Below are 20,634 nucleotides of genomic sequence, written 5' to 3'. Positions count from 1 at the left end.
TTTAGCCGGGCGCTCGCTAGCGCTTCGTACCGGTCTATACGGCCGTTCGGACCTGTCGCTGCGTCTCGGCGTTCCCTACAATGTACCGGCATGCGCGTGCTCGTCATCACCAAGGATTTTCCGGCCCCAGGGCAGCCGGTCGCGGGAATCTTCGTGCTCGCACAGATGCAGGCGTTGCAGCGCTTGGGGCACGAGATTCTCGTGACTCGGGTGGTGCCGCACGCGCCCGCATGGAGCGGCAAGTGGCGAGCGTATCGGGCGATTCCCGGCCGCTACGAAATCGAGGGCATTCCCGTCGAGACGATTCGCGCGTTTTTTCCGCCGCGAATGGTTGCTATGGAATACCTGCCCCTGCAAGTCCACTCGGCGTTGAGCGCGATCGTGAGCCGCTTCCGGCCGGACATCGTTCACGCGCACGCGCTCATCCCGTCCGGCCAAATCGCGATACGGCAAGGACTGCCGACCGTGCTCACGGCGCACGGCAGCGATGCCTACGACTGGCCGTGGCGGCGCGCAGGCTTGCGCCGGGCCGCGGCCGAGGGCGTCGCTGGAGCGGCCGTCGTGGTCGCTGTGAGCGAGTTCATTCGCGGCCACGTTCGCGCGCTTTTCGAGCGCGACGTCGACGTCATTTACAACGGCGCCGATGAAGCGTTGTTCGGATCTCTCGATCGGGGACGCGCGCGCGGCGAGCTCGGCCTCGATACCAACCGGCGGGTTATCGCTTTCGCGGGCCGCCCCGCGGCAAGCAAGGGCGCGTTCGATTTAATCGACGTTACGGCCCGATTGCACGATCACAATCCCGTTGTCTTGTTGGCGGGTCTGGACGCGTCGGATCGTGACGTCGCCTCGGCGATCGCATCGCGCGGCGTCGACGCGCGTCTGTGTGGAATGCTCGATCGCGCCGGAATCGCGCGGATGCACGCCGCCGCCGACGTGTTCTGCCTTCCCAGTTACCGCGAAGGGCTTCCATTGGCCGTCTGCGAGGCAATGCTGGCCGGAAAACCCGTCGTCGCGACCACGGTCGGAGGTATTCCCGAAATCGTTACGAGCGGCGTCCATGGCTATCTGCTGGCTCCCGGTGACCGCGATGGTCTGGAGCGGCACTTGCGGACGCTGCTTGCGGATCCGGCTCTCGTGGCGCGCATGGGTGCGCGCGCGCGCGACTTCGCGCTCGAACACCTCACATGGCAGGCGAACGCGCGCTCTTACGACGCGCTCTATAAAAGGGCGCTGCGAGAGGCCGTGTGACCGAAAAGCATCCTCTGCTCCGGCGACATTAGCGCTCGCCAGAATCCCAATCCGTAGGAAAGGTGCATGCACGGCAGCACCGCGCAAACGTTCGCGCCGGAAACAAGTCCCAGTTTGGGAACTGCCCCGGCAACGCCGACCAGCACGTAGCTGGCGTAGATCAGCGGCAGCACCGGCGCCAGAAAACGAATCGGCGTCGCGAGCAGTAAGACCGACAGCGCGAGGCCGGCGACGAGCGCGGGAGGCGCGAGAACCCGCAATGGAATGTCCTTGGGATGGAGCAGCTGCGTGAAGCGGCGCCAGTACCCGTAACAGAACATCTGGCGCGAAAGTCCGCGCAGCGAGCCGCGAACGGCATACCTCACCGCGATGGCGGGCGAAACGACGATTTTGGCTCCCGCCTCGCGCATCCGATAGCTGAACTCGGCGTCTTCGTCGAACGCGACGCGCTCGTCGAATCCGCCGAGCTTCTCCCACATATCGCGCCGGAAAAACATGCTGAACACCGAGTCGACTTCTTCCTCTTCCTGCGTGAAGCGGAAGCGCGCGTTGCCGATGCCGAGCGGCGAACTCATGCACCAGGCGATCGCCTTGCCCAGCGACCCCTCACCGTGCGCCATTTGTACGGGACCAACGGCGTCGGCACCGGTCCGTTCTATGGCTTCCAGACAACGCTGAAAATGGTGCCGGCCGTACACCGTGTGAGCGCTGATGAGCACGACGTATTCGCCTTGGGCGGCGCGACAGCCGATATTCCACGCGTACACTTGAAAGCGCCTCGGATTTTCGACCAGCTTGATTTTCGTCCCGAACTCCGGAAAGCTGCGCACCACGTCGACCGTGCGATCCCGGCTGTGCCCATCTACGACGACGATCTCGTAGTCGTCCACGCCGCGCTGCTGCAACAAGCCCGTCAGGCACTCGCCGATCGAGCGCTCTTCGTTGTATGTAGGAACTATTGCGGTCACTTTCACGCGATCATCCCCTTGTACAGTCCGAGCAGGTTGCGGGCTTCGTTGGCCCATTCATACCGTCCGAAGACCGCGTCGCGCCCGCGGGCGCCCATTTCGGCAGACTGTCCGGGATCCTCAAAGAGCCGCGTCATCGCAGCGGCTATCTCGCGGACGTTCGCGGGATCGACGAGAATGCCGCATCGGTGCTCCGTTACGATGTCGCGATACGCTTCCAGCGTACGCGACGCGATTACCGGCAACCCGGCCGCCATGTACTCGAAAAACTTCGTCGGCATCGCCTGATCGTGATTGGGGGCCGGCTGAAAGAGCAGCAATCCCATTCGTGCGCCGGCCAGAAGGGATGGAATCGTTGTGCGCGCTACGGTTCCCAAGTAGTCGACCCGGTTCCAACCCGCGATCGCCATCATCCGCGCGCGAAGTTCTTGGCTTTCAAATGGCCCGGCGAGAATGAGCCGCGCCCCGGTCGGAATGCAAGGATCGGCCATTGCGGCCACGGACTGCTCCACGCCACGCAGGACGGAGATGCTGCCGAGATAGAGCGCGCTCATGGGCCGAGCCGCAAACGGCGCCCGCTGCTCGTCGTTTACGAGATCCTCGAGGCGCGGATAGTTGCGCACGATGACGACGTTGGAGTGACGAAAGCCCGTCGCGATCGAAGGGGTCGCCGGAACGATCGCACTAAAGCAGCGCTCGGCCGCTTTGAGAATGAGCGCGGCGACGGCGCTGGCGATCGGCCGCAGCGGCGGAGGCACCCACGGCTTGGTCTCGATGTCGCGCGGTACGTCCTCGTGCACGTCAAAGACAACGCAAGCGCCTTGAAGGCGCAACGCTAGTCCGACGCCGATCAGCTCGGGATCGTGAAAATGATAGACGTCGGCGCGCTCCTGACGCGCGGCGCGATATACTGCGTAAATCGTGCGCGTGAACCGCCGCAGCCGATTGTTCGGACGGTCGATCTCGACGTGGCGGACGCCGGCGGGGAGCCGCTCCGGCTGCCCGGGTGCGACGAGTACGACTTCGTAGCCCTCGCTTGCTAGCGTCGCGCATTCTTTCTGCGCGATGCGCGTGTCATTGGGATCGTGCACCGAGGTCATATGCACGACCTTCGGGCGTCGCGAACCAACCATCCACCTTATCGTGACAGAGAATCGGGTCGCGCAGCGACCTCGGAAAGTCCCAACTAGCGCAGGCGAAACGGCCCCTGCGGCGACTAAGCAACCGGCTTAAACTGACGTTATGCCCGTCAGCAAGGATGTCCGGCTCGGCACCGGCGTGAAGATCCCGCATCCGGATCTGGTCAATCTCTACGGCTGCGCGGTCGGTGACGAAACCAAGGTCGGCGCATTCGTCGAGATTCAGAAAAATGCCGAGATCGGCGCGCGCTGCAAGATCTCTTCGCACTCGTTCGTCTGCGAAGGCGTGACCATCGAGGACGAGGTGTTTATCGGCCACGGCGTCGTTTTCACCAACGATCTCTATCCGCGTGCAACCGTTGGGGGCAAGCTGCAAACCGAAGCCGACTGGAAGTGCTTGGCCACCCGCGTGTGTCGCGGCGCTTCGATCGGAAGCGGTGCGACCATTTTGCCGAACGTCACCATCGGAGCGGGTGCGATTGTCGGCGCGGGATCCGTCGTCACGCGAGACGTTCCGGCCGGTGAGACGGTGGTGGGCGTCCCCGCGCGACCGATTCGCGTTCTCGCGAAATAGCGTGAAACGTCTTCTCCTTATCGCGTATCACTTTCCACCGGAGCCGGCGGCCGGCGCATTGCGTCCCAGTTATCTCGCCAAATACTTGCCCCGGTTCGGATGGGACGTGACGGTGCTGACCCACGCGTTACCGGACCGCCCCGCGTCGCCTGACGTCCTCGAGGCGCGAGTACTCGGGGAGCGCTTCGAACGCTCGGTGCGCGGGGCGCTCGACGGCACCGATGCGCAACCGGGCGCCGATCGCGTTTCGCCGCTGCGTCGACTTTTGCGATGGGTGAAAACGACGCTCTATTTTCCCGACCGGACGGCTGGATGGATGCCCGATGCGATCGTGCAAGGTTTACGGACGACGCGCTCGCGGCAGTACGATGCCGTGCTGAGCACCGCCATGCCGGCTAGCGTGCACGTCGTCGGTGCGACCGTTGCGGCGCTGCGCGGACTTCCGTGGATTGCCGATTACCGCGATCCTTGGACCGGAAATCAATATGCGGGATGGGGACCGCTGCAGCGCCGTCTACAGCGCGCGCTCGAACGGTTGCTGCTTCGCCGGGCAAACCGGATAACGACGATCTCGCCGCCGATCGCGGCCCTGCTCGGCTCGATTCACGGGCGCCACGTTAACGTCATACCGAACGGCGCCGATCCCGACGACTGGAGCGACCTCGAAGATTGCGTTCCCGAGCGCTTCAGCCTTTGCTACGCGGGATCGATGTACGACGGTCATCGAACGCCGCAACTCCTGTTCGAGGCGCTTGCGGCATTGCGCGCCGCCGGCGATCCGGCGGGCGATGCAACCGTTGATTGTTACGGCCCCAATAGCGACCACGTCCGCTCGCTCGCGCGGGATTACGGAATCGAATCGATCGTTGCCCAGCACGGTACCGTGCCCCGGCACGAAGCGCTTGCAGCGCAGCGCCGCGCATCGGATCTCCTCGTCTTGCTCAACATGGACGAATCGACGTCGCACGAGCTAGGGAGCAAAATCTTCGAGTATGCCGGGGCGGAGCGCCCCGTTATTGCTTTCGGTCCGAAGACCAGCGTCATGCGTGAATACTTGGCCCAGCGCGCGATGGGATGGTTTGCGAGCGACCTCGCGGAGGCTACTGCGGCGTTGCGCGAAGCGCAACGGCATTTTGCGTCCGGTCACCGGAAGCTGCAACTCGCGCCCGGCGCCGTGTTTACGGCGATGGATCTCGCCGAAGCGTTTGCGGAAACGCTCGACGCCGCAACTATGTCGCCCGCTTCATCGCGCGGTGGTCCGCAGTCTGCGCGGGCGTACCAGCGATCAACGCGTTAGCGATCGCTTCCGCGCTGCGGCCGTCGCCGTAGTGGGCCTTTTGTTTGGCCGGCATCAATCGACGAGCGCTGCGCGCGATCTTTGCGGGATCGCTGCCGGCAAGCACGTTCCAACCGTCTTCGAGCGTTTCGAGCCACTCCGTTTCTTCGCGCAGCGTGACGCACGGCGTGCGCAGCACGTAGGCTTCCTTCTGCATGCCGCCGGAATCCGTGAACACGACGCAGGCGCGAGAAAGAAGCGCGATGGTCTCGCCGTACGATAACGGCGCGCTCACAATGATGTTGTCGTTCTGACCGACGCCGCACGCGGCGGCAATGCCGCGCGTGCGCGGATGGACGGGGAAGACGATCGGCATGTCGACCGCGTGCAAACCATCGATGAGGCGGGCGAACGTTTGCGCGTCATCCGTATTCGACGCCCGGTGAATCGTCGCGACGCCGTACGCATAGGGGCTCACGCCGAAGCGCTCCAGAACGGGCGGATCTTTCGGCAACGTCTGAGCGACACGCGCGACCAGGTCAACCATGAGATCGCCGACCTCGACGACGCCGTCGACGATGCCCTCTGATGCGAGCTGTGCCCGCGCGCGCGCGTTGGGAACGAAGAGCCAGCTCGACACGTGATCGGCGACGACGCGATTGATCTCTTCGGGCATCGAACGGTTGAACGAGCGCAATCCCGCCTCGACGTGCGCGACCGGGATACCGAGTTTGGCTCCAACCAGCGCCGCGGCGAGCGTGCTGTTCGTATCGCCGTAGACGATGATGACGTCGGGACGCTCGGCGATTGCAACCGGTTCGATCCTACGCATCATCTCGCCCGTCTGCACGCCGTGACCGGCCGAGCCGACGCCGAGCTCGTACTTCGGCTTGGGGATGTTCAACTCGGTAAAGAACACGTCCGACATCTCGGCATCGTAGTGCTGACCGGTGTGAACGAGGACTTCATCGATACGGCGGGCGGCCAGTTCGGCGCTCAACACCGCCGCCTTCACGAACTGTGGACGCGCTCCGACGACGCTGACGACTTTCATGCCGGCACGCCCTGGCGCTTGACGCTCTTCTCCACCGCCGAAACGACGCGATCGACTTCCGTATCCCGCAGTTCGGGGAACATCGGCAGCGACAGCACCTCGCGCGCCGCCTCTTCCGCGTGCGGAAAGGCGCCTGCGCCCAGTCGCAAGCTTGCGTGAACTGCCTGTAAGTGCAACGGTACCGGATAGTATACCATCGTTTGCACGCCGCGTTCGCGCAAGTCGCGGGCAACGCGATCGCGTTGACCGTCGAGGATCCGAATCGTGAACTGATGGTAGACGTGGCGCACCGTTTGCTGCGGCCGGCTCAGCGGCAGTCCTATTGCGGGCAAGCGGCCCAGCTCCACGGTATACCAAGCCGCAACCGTGCGCCGGCGTTCGATCCATCCTTCCAGACACAGCAGCTTAACGCGAAGGATCGCGGCCTGAAGCTCGTCGAGGCGACTGTTGACCCCGAGCTCGTCGTGGTAGTATTTCACCGCGGCTCCGTGCGCGCGCAAGCGGCGCACGCGTTCGGCGAGCTGCTCGTCGGACGTGGTGACCATGCCGCCGTCGCCGCACGCCCCTAAGTTTTTTGACGGAAAAAAGCTAAATGCACCAATGGTGCCGAGGGCTCCGGTACGAACGCCGCCGGAAGTCGCGCCGATCGATTGCGCGCAATCTTCGATCACGGCCAGGTGATGCTTGGCGGCAATCGCGTTGATCTCGTCCATCGGCGCCGGCAAACCGTACAAGTGCACGGGGATGATGGCCTTCGTGCGCGGCGTGACCGCCGCCGCGATCGCGCGGGGATCGATGTTGAGCGTCGCGGGATCGATATCCACGAAGACCGGCGTCGCCCCGACCATACCGATCGCCTCGGTCGTCGCGATGAAGGTGAACGGCGTCGTAATGACTTCGTCGCCCGGACCGATGTCGAGTGCACGCAGCGCGAGATGCAGTGCGTCGGTCCCCGAGTTCAGTCCGACGGCGTGGGGCACGCCGATGTATCGCGCGATTTCCTCTTCGAGCGCCTTGACGTTGGGGCCGTTAATGAACGTGCCGGCATCCAGGACCGCGCCGATCGCGCGCTCCAGCTCCGGTCGCAGCTGACGATGCTGGCGGGTGAGGTCCAGAATCGGTATCATCGGCCGGTCCTCCGCAGGCGCCCGTGTTCCTCGACGTACATACGGCCGCATTGTTCGCAGCGCGCCGCGTCGTAGGCGACGGTCAGGCGAACGCCGCATTCGCACGCGTAACCGCGAATGCGAGCCGGGTTGCCGTAGACCAGCGCGTACGGCGGGACGTCGGTCGTTACGACCGAACCGGCGCCTACGAACGCGAACTCACCGATCGTGTGGCCGCAGACCACCGTACAGTTCGCGCCTAAGCTCGCCCCGCGACGAACCCGGGTCGGCGCAAAATCTTCGGGCCGGTTGCGCGGCGTGCCGCAGCGAGGCGTCGTGACGTTCGTGAACACCATGCTCGGTCCGCAGAACACGTCATCTTCGAGCTCCACGCCTTCGTAAACCGAGACGTTATTCTGAATCTTGACGCGATTACCGATGCGCGCCCGCGGGCCGATGACGACGTTTTGCCCGATCGTACACTCACGTCCGATCGAGCTTCCCGTCATGACGTGTGAAAAGTGCCAGATCTTGGTGCCGTCGCCGATTTCCACTGGTTCGTCGACGTAGGAACTTTCGTGTACGAAATAGGTTTTTTCGGCTACGCCGTCCATCGCGCTATCGTCTCCGTCGTTGCGGCAGGTGTCTCTGCATATTCGTGAATCATGGCGACCGTTCGAACGACCGCCAGCGCTTCGTCGCCGTGGCTGGGCGGCAGGCGCCCTCCGCGCACGGTACGGCAGAACGCTTCGAGCTCGATTTGCAGCGGCTCGCCGGCGGGAATCTCGATTTCGCGAGCCGGCTCGCGGTAGAGCTCCGCTTCGCCGCGAGCGTTCAAACGGTCGCCGCACGGCGTAAGCACGAGCTTCGATCCGTCGCTGCTTTCGCTGAACGCCAGCACGCCGGTCGAACCGAACACGTCTAAGCGCCACCCTTTGTCCGGATCGATCCACGCGACTTCGATGTGGGCGCTGCGCCCCGTCGAAAAGCGAAAGTCCGCGTAGGTGACGTCGGCAATGTGCGGGCGGATAAAGGCGCTCGCGTCGCAGCTGATCGCCGACGGTTCCTCGCCGAACACCTCGAGCATCACGGCGACGTCGTGCGGTGCGAAGCTCCACCACACGTCTTCGTACGAACGCAGCCTTCCCCAACTCAGACGCCGCGAACGCAAGTGCCGCACTTGGCCGATGCGCCCGTCGCCGATGAGCTTGAGCATCGTCCGAACGGCCGGATGGTACAGCAGAACGTGCCCGACGACCAGTTTGCACCCGGCATCCCGCGCCGCGTCGACCACGCGTTGGGCGTCGGCGACGCCGAGCGCGAGCGGCTTCTCGACGAAGACGTCGAGCCCCGCCTCGATGGCGCGCAGCGCAAGCTTCGCGTGCATCTGCGCCGGTGCGGCGATCGCGACGGCGTCGATCTTCGCCAGCGAGAGCATCGAGTCGAAATCGCAGAAGACTTTGACGCCGGAATACTTCGCCCGTATTTCTTCGAGCGGATGAAGGTCGCCGTCGCAAACGGCCGCGAGCACGCCCATCTTGGCGCAGCAACGCACGATGTTCATGCCCCATTTGCCGGCCCCAACGACGCCGACGCGCGGGCGCTTCCCGTTGGCATTCACAGCAGCACCAGGCTCTTCTGCACCTTGCCGTTGAGCTTCTGACGCACGTCTTTGGTCGCGTTACGCGTGTCGATGACGAGCTCGGCCTGCTCGAGAACGCGGCCGTAGTCGACCGTCGAATGGTCGGTGAGTATCACCACGCAGTCGGTGCGTTCCAGCACGTCCTTCGAGAGCGGGATCGAGTGCCACGCCTTACCTCGCTCGTCGGTAAAGCTTGGAACGTGCGGATCGTGGTAATCGATCCGGGCTCCGTCGCGCTGCAGGAGTTCCATGACCTTGAGCGCCGGCGACTCGCGGTAGTCGTCGATATCGCGTTTATACGCTACGCCGAGCGCCAGGATCGAGGCACCCTTGAGCGCCTTGCCGCGCTCGTTGAGCGCACGCAGAACCTTTTCCCGTACGAAGTACGGCATGCCGACGTTGATTTCTCCCGCCAGCTCGATGAAGCGTACGCGGAAGTCGTACTCGCGCGCCTTCCAGGCCAAATAGAAGGGGTCCAGGGGGATGCAGTGCCCGCCGACGCCCGGTCCGGGATCGAACCGCATGATTCCGAACGGTTTGGTCGCGGCAGCGTCGATGACTTCCCAGATGTCGATCCCGAGCCGGTCGCACAGAATCGCCATCTCGTTGACCATAGCGATGTTGACCGCGCGAAACGTATTCTCGAAGACCTTCGTCAGCTCGGCCACCTTGGGCGACGACACCGGCAGCACGTGCAAGATGGTTTGCTCGTAGAACGTGACACCCGCTTCGAGGCAGGCCTGAGTAACGCCGCCGACCACCTTGTTGGTGTTCTTGGTCGTATAGCGCGCGTTGCCCGGGTCGACGCGCTCCGGCGAAAAGCACAGGAAGAAATCCTCTCCGACTTTCAATCCCGAGCGTTCGAGAATCGGCCGCAGCACGTCGTTGGTCGTCCCGGGATACGTCGTGCTTTCCAGGCAGACGAGCTGGCCCGGGCGCAGCTGATGCGCGACCAACTCGGCCACGGCTTTAATGAACGAGATGTCGGGATCGAGATTTACGGTGAGCGGCGTCGGAACGCAGATGATCACGACGTCGCACTTCCCAATGCTCGAAAAGTCCGTCGTCGCGCTCAAACGGCCGGCGTCGACCATTCCGGCCAGTTCGCGATCGTTAACGTCGCGAATGTAGTTGAGACCCTGATTGACTTGATCCACGCGAATAGGATTGCGATCGTACCCTATCACCGTGAACCCGACCTTCGCTTTTTCGACGGCCAGCGGTAACCCGACGTAGCCGACACCGGCGACGCCGACGACCGCGCTGCGATCGAGGATCTTCTTCTTTAGACCGCTGAGCCGCAGCGGAACGGGTTCAACGAGTTGCACGCGATCTTTCCTTCACAGTGGGTTCGCTTTTGGTGATTGGCTCGATGACGTTGCGTTCGACTTTCGCCGTCGAATGGGGCGGAGTTAACTGCAGGTTGGCATCGGGCGTATATTCGGGAACGAACTGGCGCATCGTCTCGAGCGTTGCGCGCCAATCCGACGCGCGTATGGTGCGCTGCAGCTGAACCATCGCACGGCCCAGCTCGCTATAGTCGAGCCGGTCTTGTTTGGCAATGAAAAGCCGCTCGTGGCTGGTCCGCGAAAAATCTTCCCGGTTGGTCAAGATCTCCTCGAACAACTTCTCGCCGGGACGCATTGAGGTTTCGACGATGTCGATCTCCTGATATGGCGTAAAGCCCGACAAGCGAATGACCTGTTCGGCGAGATCCATGATCCGAATGGGGTCGCCCATGTCGAGCACGAACACCTCACCGTCGCGCCCGATCGACATTGCTTGCAGGACGAGCGACACGGCTTCCGGGATCGTCATGAAATACCGCCGCATGTCGCGGTGGGTAATCGTCACGGGTCCACCGGCCGCAACTTGCTGCTTGAAAACGGGGATGACGCTGCCGCGGCTGCCGAGCACGTTGCCGAAACGCACGGCGACGAACTCCGTCGCGCTGCCGCCGGCGAACGACTGCACGACCAGCTCGGACATACGCTTGGTCAGTCCCATCACGCTGCTCGGATTGACGGCCTTGTCGGTCGAGAGCAGCACGAATTTCGCGGCGCCGGTAGCGGCGGCGGCCAAGGCCACGGTCCGCGTGCCCATCACGTTATTACGAACCGCTTCGCAGATGTTCGCTTCGACGATGGGCACGTGCTTGTGGGCTGCGGCGTGAAAGACGATGCGCGGGTAGTAGCGTCCGAACGTCGACCGTATCGCCCAGGCGTCGGCGACGTCGGCCAAGATCATCTTCGTGCGGGTAAAGCCGTAGTTCAGCCGCAGCTCCTGCTCGATGGCGAAGAGGCTATTTTCGCCATGACCCAACAGCACGAGGAGCTTCGGCTCGAACGTCACGATTTGGCGGCACAGCTCGCTGCCGATCGAACCGCCGGCGCCGGTGACGAGCACGACTTGGTTTTCGAGATGGGGACGCAACGATGCGGTATCGACGACGACCGGATCGCGCGAAAGGACGTCCTCGAGCCGAATGTCGCGAATTCGCGAGATCGTCACGCGGTCATTGAGCAGATCGGCGGCGTTGGGGACGACCTTAACGGTCGGCGGCGCGCCGTTGGCGCCCTTGGAATCGCTGCAGAGCTGCTTGATGCGATTGATCGTCTGCAACGGAGCCGCGGGGATGGCGACGATGACCGAGTCGAGCTGCAGCTGTACGACGATTTTCGGAAGATCCTCGACGCCTCCCAGAATCTTCACTCCGTCGACGCGCTTGATCGCGATACCGTCGTCCACGCATCCCATCACCCGAATCGGAAGATCGCGGTCCTCTTGGATTTCCTTGATCAAGGTGAAAGCGGGCATGCCCACGCCGACCACCACGACCCGTTGAGCGTTCGGCCGGTGGGTGATGATCTTCGTGCGCACGAGCACGAGCCCGATTCGCAGAAACATCCGCATTGTAAAGGCCACCATCGCCGCGACGGCGACCAAGCGTCCCGATACGTGATGCAGCGGTGTAACGAGCAGCCAAATGCAGACGAATGCAACCAACGCCCCGGCCGTCGCTCCTAGGAGCAGCCGTAAAACGTCGTGGAAGTCGAACGTGCGCGCGCTCTCGTAGCGAAACTGTGCGTACGATCCGGTGATGAAGAGAACTAGACCGACGATGGCAAGCTGGCGCACCGTCGCCGAGTGAACGTCGGCAATCTCCGTAGCCAGCGCGACGGCTCCCAGTGAGAGCAAGAGGTCCGCCGCCAGCAATCCATAGCGTAATCCGGGTCGGATGCCGCGCGCGTGCGGTTCCGCTTTGATGCCGATCTTCATCTTCACCGATTCTATTAGCAAGCTCATGCAAACAACAGGACGGAGACGCACTGGGGCCGGGGTGCCATCGCACCCCGGCCCCTGGGCCTTCCGGGCCAGTTAGCGAAGTTGAGCGGACGGTTGACTAGTATTCCGTGTAGAACGTCACGGGCGGAAGGTTCGCGCCCTTGGTTACCGGCTTGCCGATTTCAATCCAGATCACTTCATGCGATTTGATCGAAATTGTGCCGAGCTTGCCGGCTTGCTTGACCTTCGTGTAGTGGCTGACCGTCGTCTCGCCCAGCGAGCTGGGGTTGCCGACGAAGACGTGTACCTCGCCCTTGAACGGGCCGAAGCTGGTGTGCGAATACTTCATGCCCCAGACGTCGAGCACGTTTTGGAGCGTGTACACGGTTGCACTGGGCGGCAGGCTATTGGGTGACTCAACGTGGACCATGCCGGACGCGTCGTGCGTGTGGATGTAGTAGAAGCACTTGGCGGTGCTGATGTATCCGTTTTGCTCGGGACCGGGGCCGTTGAGGCCGATCGCGTCCGGCACGGCAACCTGCCGGCCCTTATAGACGATGCCCAGATACACGTGAATGTGATAGTCGTTGAGATACTCTGTCGGGGCGCACGGGATCTTGTCGATCGTCTTGCCGCGACCGCCGGTCTTGGTGTCGCCGTCGTGCGGCTTGAACATGTCGTCGGCTCCGATAATCGCCCCCGGATAGAGGTTGACTGGACCCAACGAATTGGACGTAAATGCAGCGTCGCTTTGTCCCGGCGACATTTGCTGCGGAAGAATATTGGAGCCGGTTGCCGTGCTGCCGCCGTGACAGGCGGACAGCATCGTCGCCAAAACTGCGGTTAGGCAGACGGCGGGCCACCGACGAATCGACCCTCGCATACTATTCTCTCCTCGTGAAGAAGCAAGCTCGAAAGCATCGTACCGTCGCAGCGCCCGCCAGCGAAGATTCCACCCGGTCAATTGGCTAAGTCGAACGCCTCGCAGGCATTGGGACGCTTGGCCTACGTCAAAATCGGGGCCGACGCGGTAGGCTTCCCCTATGAACCCAGTCCGGCGCATTGGGACCCTTTGGCGCGCACTGAAAACGGCGCTGCGCTCCGCCACCGCGGATCAAGCGCAACGCGACGCCTTACCGGGCGTGCTTTTCGGCAGCAGCGTGCTGGTGCGCGGCGCCGATCGCATCACCGCGGGGAAGAACGTCTTTATCGATCATCGCGCGTACCTGAGTGCGTCGGCCGTCGGCGGATCGCGCGGATACATACACATCGGCGACGGCGTCGAGATCGGGCCGTATAGTGTATTATGGGGTGGCGGCGGGATCGAAATCGGCAACAACGTGCACATGGGTGCACACGTGCACGTGACGTCGCAGCAAGGACGCAAAGTGCCGTCCTCGCAAACCGATCCTGCCGTGCCGTTGACGATCGACTGTGCACCGGTGCGCATCGAAGACCACGTGCTGTTGTACTCGGGCGTCATCGTGGTTCCCGGAGTGACGATCGGACATCACGCGATCGTCGCTGCGGGCTCGGTCGTGACGGCCGACATTCCGCCCTACGCTACAGCCGCCGGAGCGCCTGCCCGCGTCGTTAGGCAGGACGCGATAGCCTAAGCAGCATCGCGCGCACGGCTCGTTCGATCCGAGCGATCGGCGCCCGGCGATACTCCCAGCGTGGGTCGGCATCGGGAACCGGAACGATCATCGTCGCGTTAGCTTCGAACAGCACGACGTTGCCGCCGGCGTCGATCGTGAAATCCGCCCCCGCGTAATCCAAGGCGAGCTCAGCCGCGACGCGCGCGAGCGCGTCGACCGCACGCCCGCCGAGCGCGCCGGACATGTCGCTGAGAAATCGCTCTTCTTCGGCACGCCGTTCGGCGTGATCGGCCATCGCCGCGGAGAAGTAGTGGACTTTCCAGTGCGGCGAAATCGCTAGGTGGAGCGGATAGAGATTTCCATCGATGAAGAGCACCCGGTATTTGCGCGCGTTGCCGTCGGCGCCGCGAACGTCGGCAAACTCGAGTGCCAGCAGCTCCTCGCCGGGAAGCCGCGAGGCGATTTCGCGCAGCTCCTCGCGCCGCTCGACGCGCTCGAAATGCTCGCCGGTGTGAAACCCCGCGGCGCGTAAGAGAAACGGGAGCCCGAATCCGTCGCCTTCGAGCCGGTCGACGGCGTCCGGCGCGAGCAACAGCGCTTTGGCATACGCCTGCGCGCGCGGAGCCACGATCCCTTCGACGTCGCGCAGACGCCGCGCAATGCGCACGCGACCCGTCTCTAATACTGCCTCCGGCGGGTTCACGACGAGCGCACCCGATCGCTCGACGATCGCAGCGGCGCGTTCGAGGGCGTCACCGGTTACGTCGGCATCGCCGATGGCGTTGAAAATCACGTCGTGCGCCGGCAGCGCGAGCGAGGGCCGATACGCATCCGCGACGAGTTTTGCGACTGCAAACGTCCGGTCGTCGAGAAACCGGTCCGTCGGGACGTTTCCGGGGCCCGCGCGAACGAGCAGCAGCACGCGGATGCCGCTGCCCTCGCCGCGATACGGAATCTCCACCAGCGGCGCCGCGCCGAAACCGATGTCGCGATGCACGGCCGCACTCGTGCGATCGCCCAGCGCTTCGAGCGCCAACGCCAAACCGCGGCGCGCTTCGACGTTTTGCGGATCGAGCGAAACCGCGATCTCGTAGTGCTCGCGCGCCTTTTCTTTCTCGCCGCCGCGCAGCAAGATCAAGGCGAGGTTTGCGTGCCCGACGGCTTCGCGCGGATGCTTGGCGACAACGGCGTTAAAGCAGGTGAACGCCTCTTGGCGAAGGCCGGCCTTGAAGAGCAGCATGCCCAAGTCGTTGAGTGCCCCGAAATGCGAAGCGTCGCGCTGCAAAATCTCGACGTAGGCGAGCCGCGCGTCGTCGGCGCGTCCGAGCCGGTCGAGCAGTTGCGCGCGCTCGAACATGATCGGAACCGAACCCGGGTGATTGCGCAACCGCTCCTGCACATCTTTGAGCGCGCGCTCGAGCAGCTTGCGCGGCCGCGTCACGCTAGTGGCGGACGCGAGTGACGACGGCGTCCTGCGACGGCACGACGACCGCATCGGGTACGTAGGTCGCCGGATCGTACCACATCGTAAATGCCAGCGGACCACCGAACGTTATTTGCGTATCCTGCGCGGGAACGCCGTCGGGCCGTTGCGGTTTTGCCGTCGTGTCGAGCGCGTAGTTCTCGCTCTTCCCGATGGACGGCGCAACCGCCAAGATCGGATCGTACTGCCATGCCTGCATTTGCGCTGGAAGTGCGAAGAGTCCGGCCATCAATCCGGGCTCGATGATGACCAGATGCCGCGCCGGCGGCTTCAGCGGAAACATCATCTGCACGCCGCCGGTGGTCGTGCCGACGAGCGTGGCCGACGTCTTGGCAACCGTGACCGTTACGACCGAGTGGAGGGCGCCGCTATCGTACGATCCGTTGTACACCGTTGGAACCAAATCGGCGCCGAGATTGAGCGTGACCGTACCGGCGACCTGGAGATCGTTGATCACACCGCTGGCATTCTCTTGAATCGTCGTGGTGTCGCCGGTCCGGCGAACGACCAAGGTCGACGTTCCGCTCTGCGCGCCCTGGTAGGTCGCCGTGTACGTATACGTTCCCGGCGCGAGCGCCGGCACGGCGCTCGAAAGCGCCGCCAAAAAGATCGTTGCGAGCATCGGTTACTGCTTCGCCGCCGTCGGCGGCGCGTACTGCGTGACGCGGACTAGCGGCTGCTCACCAACGGCACCGCGGCCCCCGCGCCCTCAGTTCGGAGTTGATAGCGCCGTCGCAAGAATACGGCGATCGCAGCCACGAGTACCGCAGCCTCGAAGAGGCGGGCGACGGGCTCCGAGTTCATGAGAAAGCCAAAAACGGAAAGCAGCGCGAGAAACGCCGGCACGAAGGGCGTGTCGTAGGCATAAGGTAAGCCCCAACCCAAGTACCACGGATACGGGAAGCTCGAGAGCGCTACGAAACTGAACGATAACGGTCCCGAGAATCGCGCACGCAAGACCGCGGCCGCAATCGCAACGATCGCGAGGATCGCCAGCGCGATGTGGATCGCGGCAAAGAGATGGCCGAGGGTAGATTGACTGGTGCTGTACGTCTGCGTGCCGTGAAAAAAGAGTTTCTCAAAATAGCGGCGGCCGCCGAAGAGCGATCCCGCCACGGCGACGGCGGCGAGGATCGCCAACTGCAGCCAGAGACGGTTACGCGCCGAACGCGCGCCCGAGAATGCCAGTGCTCCAATCAGAATGAAGGGCGCTTTGACGAGCGCAGCCGCACCTGCGACGACGGGGGCGACGAACGGAAGCGGAACTGCAATCGCCATAGCAGCCGCCACGAGCATAAGGGCGAGCCCGTCATTGTGCGCTTCCAACACGTAGAAGAAATACCAAAACGGATTGGCAATCGTAGCGGCGACAACCGCCGGCGGAGCTCGAAGGCGCACCACCGCCGCGAACATCAGCACCAGACTGAGCAGTCCGATGAATCGCATGACTAGCATGCAGCCGGCTAAGCTTTGAACCGGACCAGTAAGCGCTCGTGCGACCCACAGCCAGAGCGGCCCGTACGAACATGTGGGGAGAGCGGGCCACTCCCGCTTTATCTCCGAGAAACCCGGCGGCAGGACGTAATCCGGCGGCACGTTGTACGCGCTCGCGAATGTCGGCTGCTTCGCGTACGCGATATAAGCCAGCGCATCCCGGTGCGGATTGATAAAGGCGAACGACGTCGCGCCCATGATCAGGGCGCACGCGAGGATCGGCACCGCGGGAAGAGAGCTCAGCCGGCGGACGGCAACGTACAACCAATAGACGGCTCCCGTCAGCAGAGCGGCCGCGATACCAGCCGCAATTCGATATACGCCCGCATGCGGCATCGGCATACTGTAGTGCAACGCATGGGTAAATGACGCCGCCTCAGCTACGTAAAGTGCGGCTATTGAGGCGCAAGCGGCCCAAACGCTTTTCATCGTCACGAACCCCTATGAGACTTCTTTGCGAAAGCGCCCGATCGTCGCAAAATGCAGGGCTCGCAGTACCCCGGGCAACGCGCGCCAAATGAACCAAGGAATCGTCGTCCCGGGCCGCTCCGTAATATCCGCCACCCGGAAAAAATTAAAAAAGCGCTTTAACTGTTGAAAATTGCGCGTTCGGAAGCGAGCGTTCACCCAGAGTGCTTCGCCGCCCCAAGGCGTTTTTAAGGCGAACAGTAGATTGTCCGCACTGGTTTCCAGGTCCGCCTGCGCCGCGGATGCCGGGTCACTCCGGACGTTAAAGCCTTTGAAAGACAGCTCGACGACGAGGTCCAGATCGGTCACGTAAACGCGCGTCTTCAGAGGATAAGCCCGCAGCAGCGGTGCCATCTTACGCGAGATCCGTCCGTAGAACGCGTTAATCGAGCTCTCGATTTGTTCTCGCGTCACCGCAAGCGGTTCGTACGGCGCCCCTGCTTTGAGACGCTCCTCCCGTTCGTGAGCGTACGCTGCGATTGCCTGGGCGTTATCGCGGGGCTGACCGACGTTCCACGTGTCGCCGGGGAATAACACGATCGGTTGCGCGGACGTCTGTTCTCCGATCCGCTCGACGACCGTTTCTACACGATTCATCTGCTCGTTGAGGTACCAGTTTTCCGTATTTGCAAAGTAGACGTAGCTTGCAAAGGGAACCACGAAGCGCGGCCGGAGTCCCTGGATCTGTCTAACGAGATAGTCTAACCGCAAGCGTGCCGCGCCGCGCTGCAACTCGATTTCGTCGGGATTACCCACCCAGTTGGCGTACGAGAACTGTGAAAGAAGAACGTCCACCGCACCCACCGCGCGGCGGATCTTGGCAACGGTTCGCTCATCCTCGATTACGCAGTCGTTCACGTTCAAAAACACCGCGTCCGGCGTCTTATAAGCGAGCCACGAATCCTCGAGGATGGAATCGGTCATCACCGAGACGTGGTCGGATAATGCAATCCACCGCCGCTTTGGAAGCTCGCGCACCTGCGCGAACCCCAGTGCCTTGCAGGCAGCTACGACTCGCCTATCGCGGGTTTTCTGATACAGGAGCGTGATCTTAGCGCGCAGCTCCGGCGGAATCGCGCGCAAGTCGCGCGGACTGAAATGATCGGGATGCTGGTGCGATATCCAAATATGCGTGACTTGCTCGAAGTTGGCGGCGCCGCGCGGCGTAGGCACCAGGAGCGACCATCCCCGGTTGAACGCAGGACCTGTGAGCCAAGGGTCGGCCAACACGCAGACGTCACGAGCATCGAAGGCGAACGACGCGTGGTTTACCCATCGCAGCGTGGCCGAAGGCGCGCTATCGACCGGTGAGCCGGCTCGCGTCTCACCTGAGGTGTTTGCTATCTCGCTCGATCGAACACCGTGCATCGACCTAAGAGTACGCGCTTCGGCCTGGCCCTACCAAGGGGCCGGGCAGTCCGACGGCCCGGGCCTTTCGCCTCGATTTGCGCGCACCGGACGGCCGTGTGTCCCGCGCCGGCTCACCCCGCCGCAGGGCCGTACTGCGCGACCGCCTCGAGCAGCCGGTCGATCTCCGCGGCCGTGTTATAACCGTGCGGCGCGACACGAACTCCCGACGCGCGGTAGGTCGTAACGATCGCGGCGCGCTCTTGCAGCGCGCATCCCAGCTCCACGCTGTCGCAGCCGGGCATGCTAAACGTCACGATGCTCGACGAAATTCCGATGCCGCGCGGGCTCGCCACGCGCGCCCCCAAACGCTGCAAACCGGCGCAGAGCGCGTCGGTCAACTTCAGGACGTAAGGCGCGATCGCCGCCGTTCCGCCGCAACGTTCGATGAGCTCGATCGAACTCGCGAACGAAAGGGCGCCGAGATAGTTCGGAGTCCCGCCTTCGAAGCGCGAGGCGTCCGCAACGTACGGCTGGTCGAAGTTCGGAAAATCCCACATGTCGCGCATCGACCGCCAACCCGGCGCGGCCAGTTCCAGACGCTCGATCAGCGACTCGCGCACGTAGCAAAACGCTACGCCTTGCAATCCCAGCATCCACTTTGCGGCGCCGCAATAGAGCACGTCGACATCGGCGGCCGCGACGTCGACGCCGAATGCACCCAGAGCCTGCATCGCATCGACGCAAAGCAGCGCTCCGGATTCGTGCGCGATTTCCGCTAATGCCGGCAGGTCGTGACGGTAGCCGTCGGAGTAGGTCACCCACGAGATCGCGACCACGCGCGTCCTTTGCGTAATCTCTCGACGCAGAACGTCGGGCGTGAGGCGTTGATTTTGCGTCGGCAGTACGCGAACGTTGACGCCGCGCCGTCGCAGCGCGACCCATGGGATCGCGTTGGCCGGAAACTCGTTGTCGCAGACAATCACTTCATCGCCATCGCGCCAGTCTAGTCCGAGCGCTACGACGTTAGCGCCGTCGCTCGTATTACGCAGCACCGCGATCTCGCCGCTCTTCGCGCCGATGAACCGCGCGATGCGATCGCGAAACTCCGGCATGCGGGCCTCGTAACGTCCCGTTCCCATGACGCCGCCCGCTCCGTGCTCGCGAACGAAACCTTCGATCGCGGCAACCGACGATCGGGGCAGCACGCCGGTCGCGGCGTGATTCAGGTAGACGTAACGCTCGGTAACGGCAAATTCGTCGCGCGGGAGCGGCGTGCTCACTCCGCGCCGATCATGTCCTTCGTATGCCAGGCAATGTTACCGGCACGATCGCCCACGCGCTCGAGCGACGCGAGCACGAACAGATAGCGCGTACCCGGACGCACGATCTCGGGATCTTCGCGCATCTCTTGCTGCAGAAGCTTGATGCTGCGTTTGTAGAGTTTGTCGACTTCGTCGTCGCGGTCGATGACGTCGCTCGCGAGCTTGACGTCGCGCTCCGTGTACGCGCGCATCGCGTCGAGCAGCATCGCGTGCGCGACGCTGGCGATGCGGTCGATTTCGACTTTTTGCGGGCGCATGGGTTGATCGGAGAGCTTGATGGCGTTCTTGGCGATGTCGACCGCGTAATCGCCGACCCGCTCGAGATCGGTCGCGATTTCCAACATAGCCGCGATCTCGCGCAACTCGCCCGCGACCGGCTGCTGCCGCCAAATCAGCTCGATGCAGTGAGATTCCACACGGCGGCGCAGATCGTCGATCGCGTCGTCACCGGCGACGACTCGAGCGCCTGCAGAGGCGTCGCGATTATTGAGCGCCTCGACGGCTACGCGGATAGCGTCGCCAACGAGGGCACCAAGCCGGACGACGTCCAGCCGCGTTCCCTCCAGCGCCTCGTGATACGCCGTGCGCACGTGATCGTTATCCTCCTAGAGCGACGAGCGGCAGCCC

The 20,634-nt window shown here is 63.4% G+C and carries 19 protein-coding genes; 4 read left to right on the top strand and 15 right to left on the bottom strand.

All coding sequences use genetic code 11. The annotated features are described in order from the left end of the window. Window positions 1-90: 90 nt before the first annotated feature. Window positions 91-1,248, top strand: a complete 1,158-nt coding sequence (locus tag VGG89_02265; GenBank protein ID HEY1975352.1) for a glycosyltransferase family 4 protein — start codon at window positions 91-93, stop codon at window positions 1,246-1,248. Here the strand turns inward: VGG89_02265 and VGG89_02260 are convergent. Next, the gene (locus tag VGG89_02260; protein HEY1975351.1) at window positions 1,218-2,222 is read right to left on the bottom strand and encodes a glycosyltransferase family 2 protein; all 1,005 of its coding nucleotides are present in this window, start codon (window positions 2,220-2,222) and stop codon (window positions 1,218-1,220) included. The two genes, VGG89_02265 and VGG89_02260, sit on opposite strands and share 31 nt — an antisense overlap. Then, a complete protein-coding gene (locus tag VGG89_02255) occupies window positions 2,219-3,316 on the bottom strand; it encodes a glycosyltransferase family 4 protein (protein HEY1975350.1) in 1,098 nt (365 codons plus the stop codon). The genes VGG89_02260 and VGG89_02255 overlap by 4 nt, the downstream gene beginning before the upstream one ends. A 142-nt stretch (window positions 3,317-3,458) precedes the next feature. Between VGG89_02255 and VGG89_02250 the strand changes: the two genes are divergently transcribed. Together VGG89_02250 and VGG89_02245 are read left to right on the top strand one after the other, a co-directional pair. Next, window positions 3,459-3,929, top strand: coding sequence for an acyltransferase (locus VGG89_02250; GenBank protein ID HEY1975349.1), 471 nt, complete (start codon window positions 3,459-3,461; stop codon window positions 3,927-3,929). A 1-nt stretch (window position 3,930) separates the two neighbouring features. Beyond that, entirely contained in the window at window positions 3,931-5,226 is a 1,296-nt protein-coding gene (locus VGG89_02245) for a glycosyltransferase (GenBank protein ID HEY1975348.1), read from the top strand. Here the strand turns inward: VGG89_02245 and wecB are convergent. From wecB to VGG89_02210, 7 genes are all read right to left on the bottom strand, one after another. After that, the gene (wecB, locus tag VGG89_02240; GenBank protein ID HEY1975347.1) at window positions 5,159-6,259 is read right to left on the bottom strand and encodes a UDP-N-acetylglucosamine 2-epimerase (non-hydrolyzing); all 1,101 of its coding nucleotides are present in this window, start codon (window positions 6,257-6,259) and stop codon (window positions 5,159-5,161) included. The two genes, VGG89_02245 and wecB, sit on opposite strands and share 68 nt — an antisense overlap. Beyond that, window positions 6,256-7,386, bottom strand: coding sequence for a DegT/DnrJ/EryC1/StrS family aminotransferase (locus VGG89_02235; GenBank protein HEY1975346.1), 1,131 nt, complete (start codon window positions 7,384-7,386; stop codon window positions 6,256-6,258). The genes wecB and VGG89_02235 overlap by 4 nt, the downstream gene beginning before the upstream one ends. After that, on the bottom strand, window positions 7,383-7,979 hold the full coding sequence (locus VGG89_02230) for an acyltransferase (GenBank protein HEY1975345.1): 597 nt from the start codon (window positions 7,977-7,979) through the stop codon (window positions 7,383-7,385). Before VGG89_02230 ends, VGG89_02235 begins: the two co-directional genes overlap by 4 nt. After that, window positions 7,967-8,986, bottom strand: a complete 1,020-nt coding sequence (locus VGG89_02225; GenBank protein HEY1975344.1) for a Gfo/Idh/MocA family oxidoreductase — start codon at window positions 8,984-8,986, stop codon at window positions 7,967-7,969. The genes VGG89_02230 and VGG89_02225 overlap by 13 nt, the downstream gene beginning before the upstream one ends. After that, complete coding sequence (locus tag VGG89_02220) at window positions 8,983-10,335, bottom strand: nucleotide sugar dehydrogenase (protein HEY1975343.1); 1,353 nt, start codon at window positions 10,333-10,335, stop codon at window positions 8,983-8,985. The genes VGG89_02225 and VGG89_02220 overlap by 4 nt, the downstream gene beginning before the upstream one ends. Beyond that, window positions 10,322-12,313 (bottom strand): nucleoside-diphosphate sugar epimerase/dehydratase, encoded by a 1,992-nt coding sequence (locus VGG89_02215; GenBank protein HEY1975342.1) that lies wholly within the window; start codon window positions 12,311-12,313, stop codon window positions 10,322-10,324. The genes VGG89_02220 and VGG89_02215 overlap by 14 nt, the downstream gene beginning before the upstream one ends. Window positions 12,314-12,410: 97 nt before the next feature. Next, the gene (locus VGG89_02210; GenBank protein ID HEY1975341.1) at window positions 12,411-13,175 is read right to left on the bottom strand and encodes a hypothetical protein; all 765 of its coding nucleotides are present in this window, start codon (window positions 13,173-13,175) and stop codon (window positions 12,411-12,413) included. Between the two features lie 160 nt (window positions 13,176-13,335). Here VGG89_02210 and VGG89_02205 point away from each other — a divergent pair, with 160 nt between their 5' ends. Beyond that, window positions 13,336-13,908, top strand: coding sequence for an acyltransferase (locus VGG89_02205; protein HEY1975340.1), 573 nt, complete (start codon window positions 13,336-13,338; stop codon window positions 13,906-13,908). Here VGG89_02205 and VGG89_02200 read toward each other — a convergent pair. The 6 genes from VGG89_02200 to phoU all read right to left on the bottom strand — a co-directional run bounded on the left by VGG89_02200 (window position 13,886) and on the right by phoU (window position 20,597). Continuing rightward, window positions 13,886-15,331: a tetratricopeptide repeat protein gene (locus VGG89_02200; protein HEY1975339.1), complete on the bottom strand. Its 1,446-nt coding sequence runs from the start codon at window positions 15,329-15,331 to the stop codon at window positions 13,886-13,888. The genes VGG89_02205 and VGG89_02200 overlap by 23 nt on opposite strands. 1 nt (window position 15,332) lies before the next feature. Then, a complete protein-coding gene (locus VGG89_02195; GenBank protein ID HEY1975338.1) occupies window positions 15,333-15,995 on the bottom strand; it encodes a hypothetical protein in 663 nt (220 codons plus the stop codon). Window positions 15,996-16,042: 47 nt separating this feature from the next. After that, the gene (locus VGG89_02190; protein HEY1975337.1) at window positions 16,043-17,209 is read right to left on the bottom strand and encodes a hypothetical protein; all 1,167 of its coding nucleotides are present in this window, start codon (window positions 17,207-17,209) and stop codon (window positions 16,043-16,045) included. 99 nt (window positions 17,210-17,308) lie between these two features. Then, window positions 17,309-18,703, bottom strand: a complete 1,395-nt coding sequence (locus VGG89_02185) for an MBL fold metallo-hydrolase (protein ID HEY1975336.1) — start codon at window positions 18,701-18,703, stop codon at window positions 17,309-17,311. A 113-nt stretch (window positions 18,704-18,816) separates the two neighbouring features. Further along, complete coding sequence (locus tag VGG89_02180; protein HEY1975335.1) at window positions 18,817-19,965, bottom strand: aminotransferase class V-fold PLP-dependent enzyme; 1,149 nt, start codon at window positions 19,963-19,965, stop codon at window positions 18,817-18,819. Next, entirely contained in the window at window positions 19,962-20,597 is a 636-nt protein-coding gene (gene phoU / locus VGG89_02175) for a phosphate signaling complex protein PhoU (protein HEY1975334.1), read from the bottom strand. The genes VGG89_02180 and phoU overlap by 4 nt, the downstream gene beginning before the upstream one ends. Window positions 20,598-20,634 lie beyond the last annotated feature (37 nt).

The organism is Candidatus Baltobacteraceae bacterium (assembly GCA_036488875.1).
In the GTDB taxonomy this organism is placed as follows: Bacteria; Vulcanimicrobiota; Vulcanimicrobiia; order Vulcanimicrobiales; family Vulcanimicrobiaceae; genus JAFAHZ01.
Note: the sequence above shows the minus strand (reverse complement) of the source record. Positions and strands in the feature narration are given on the sequence as shown.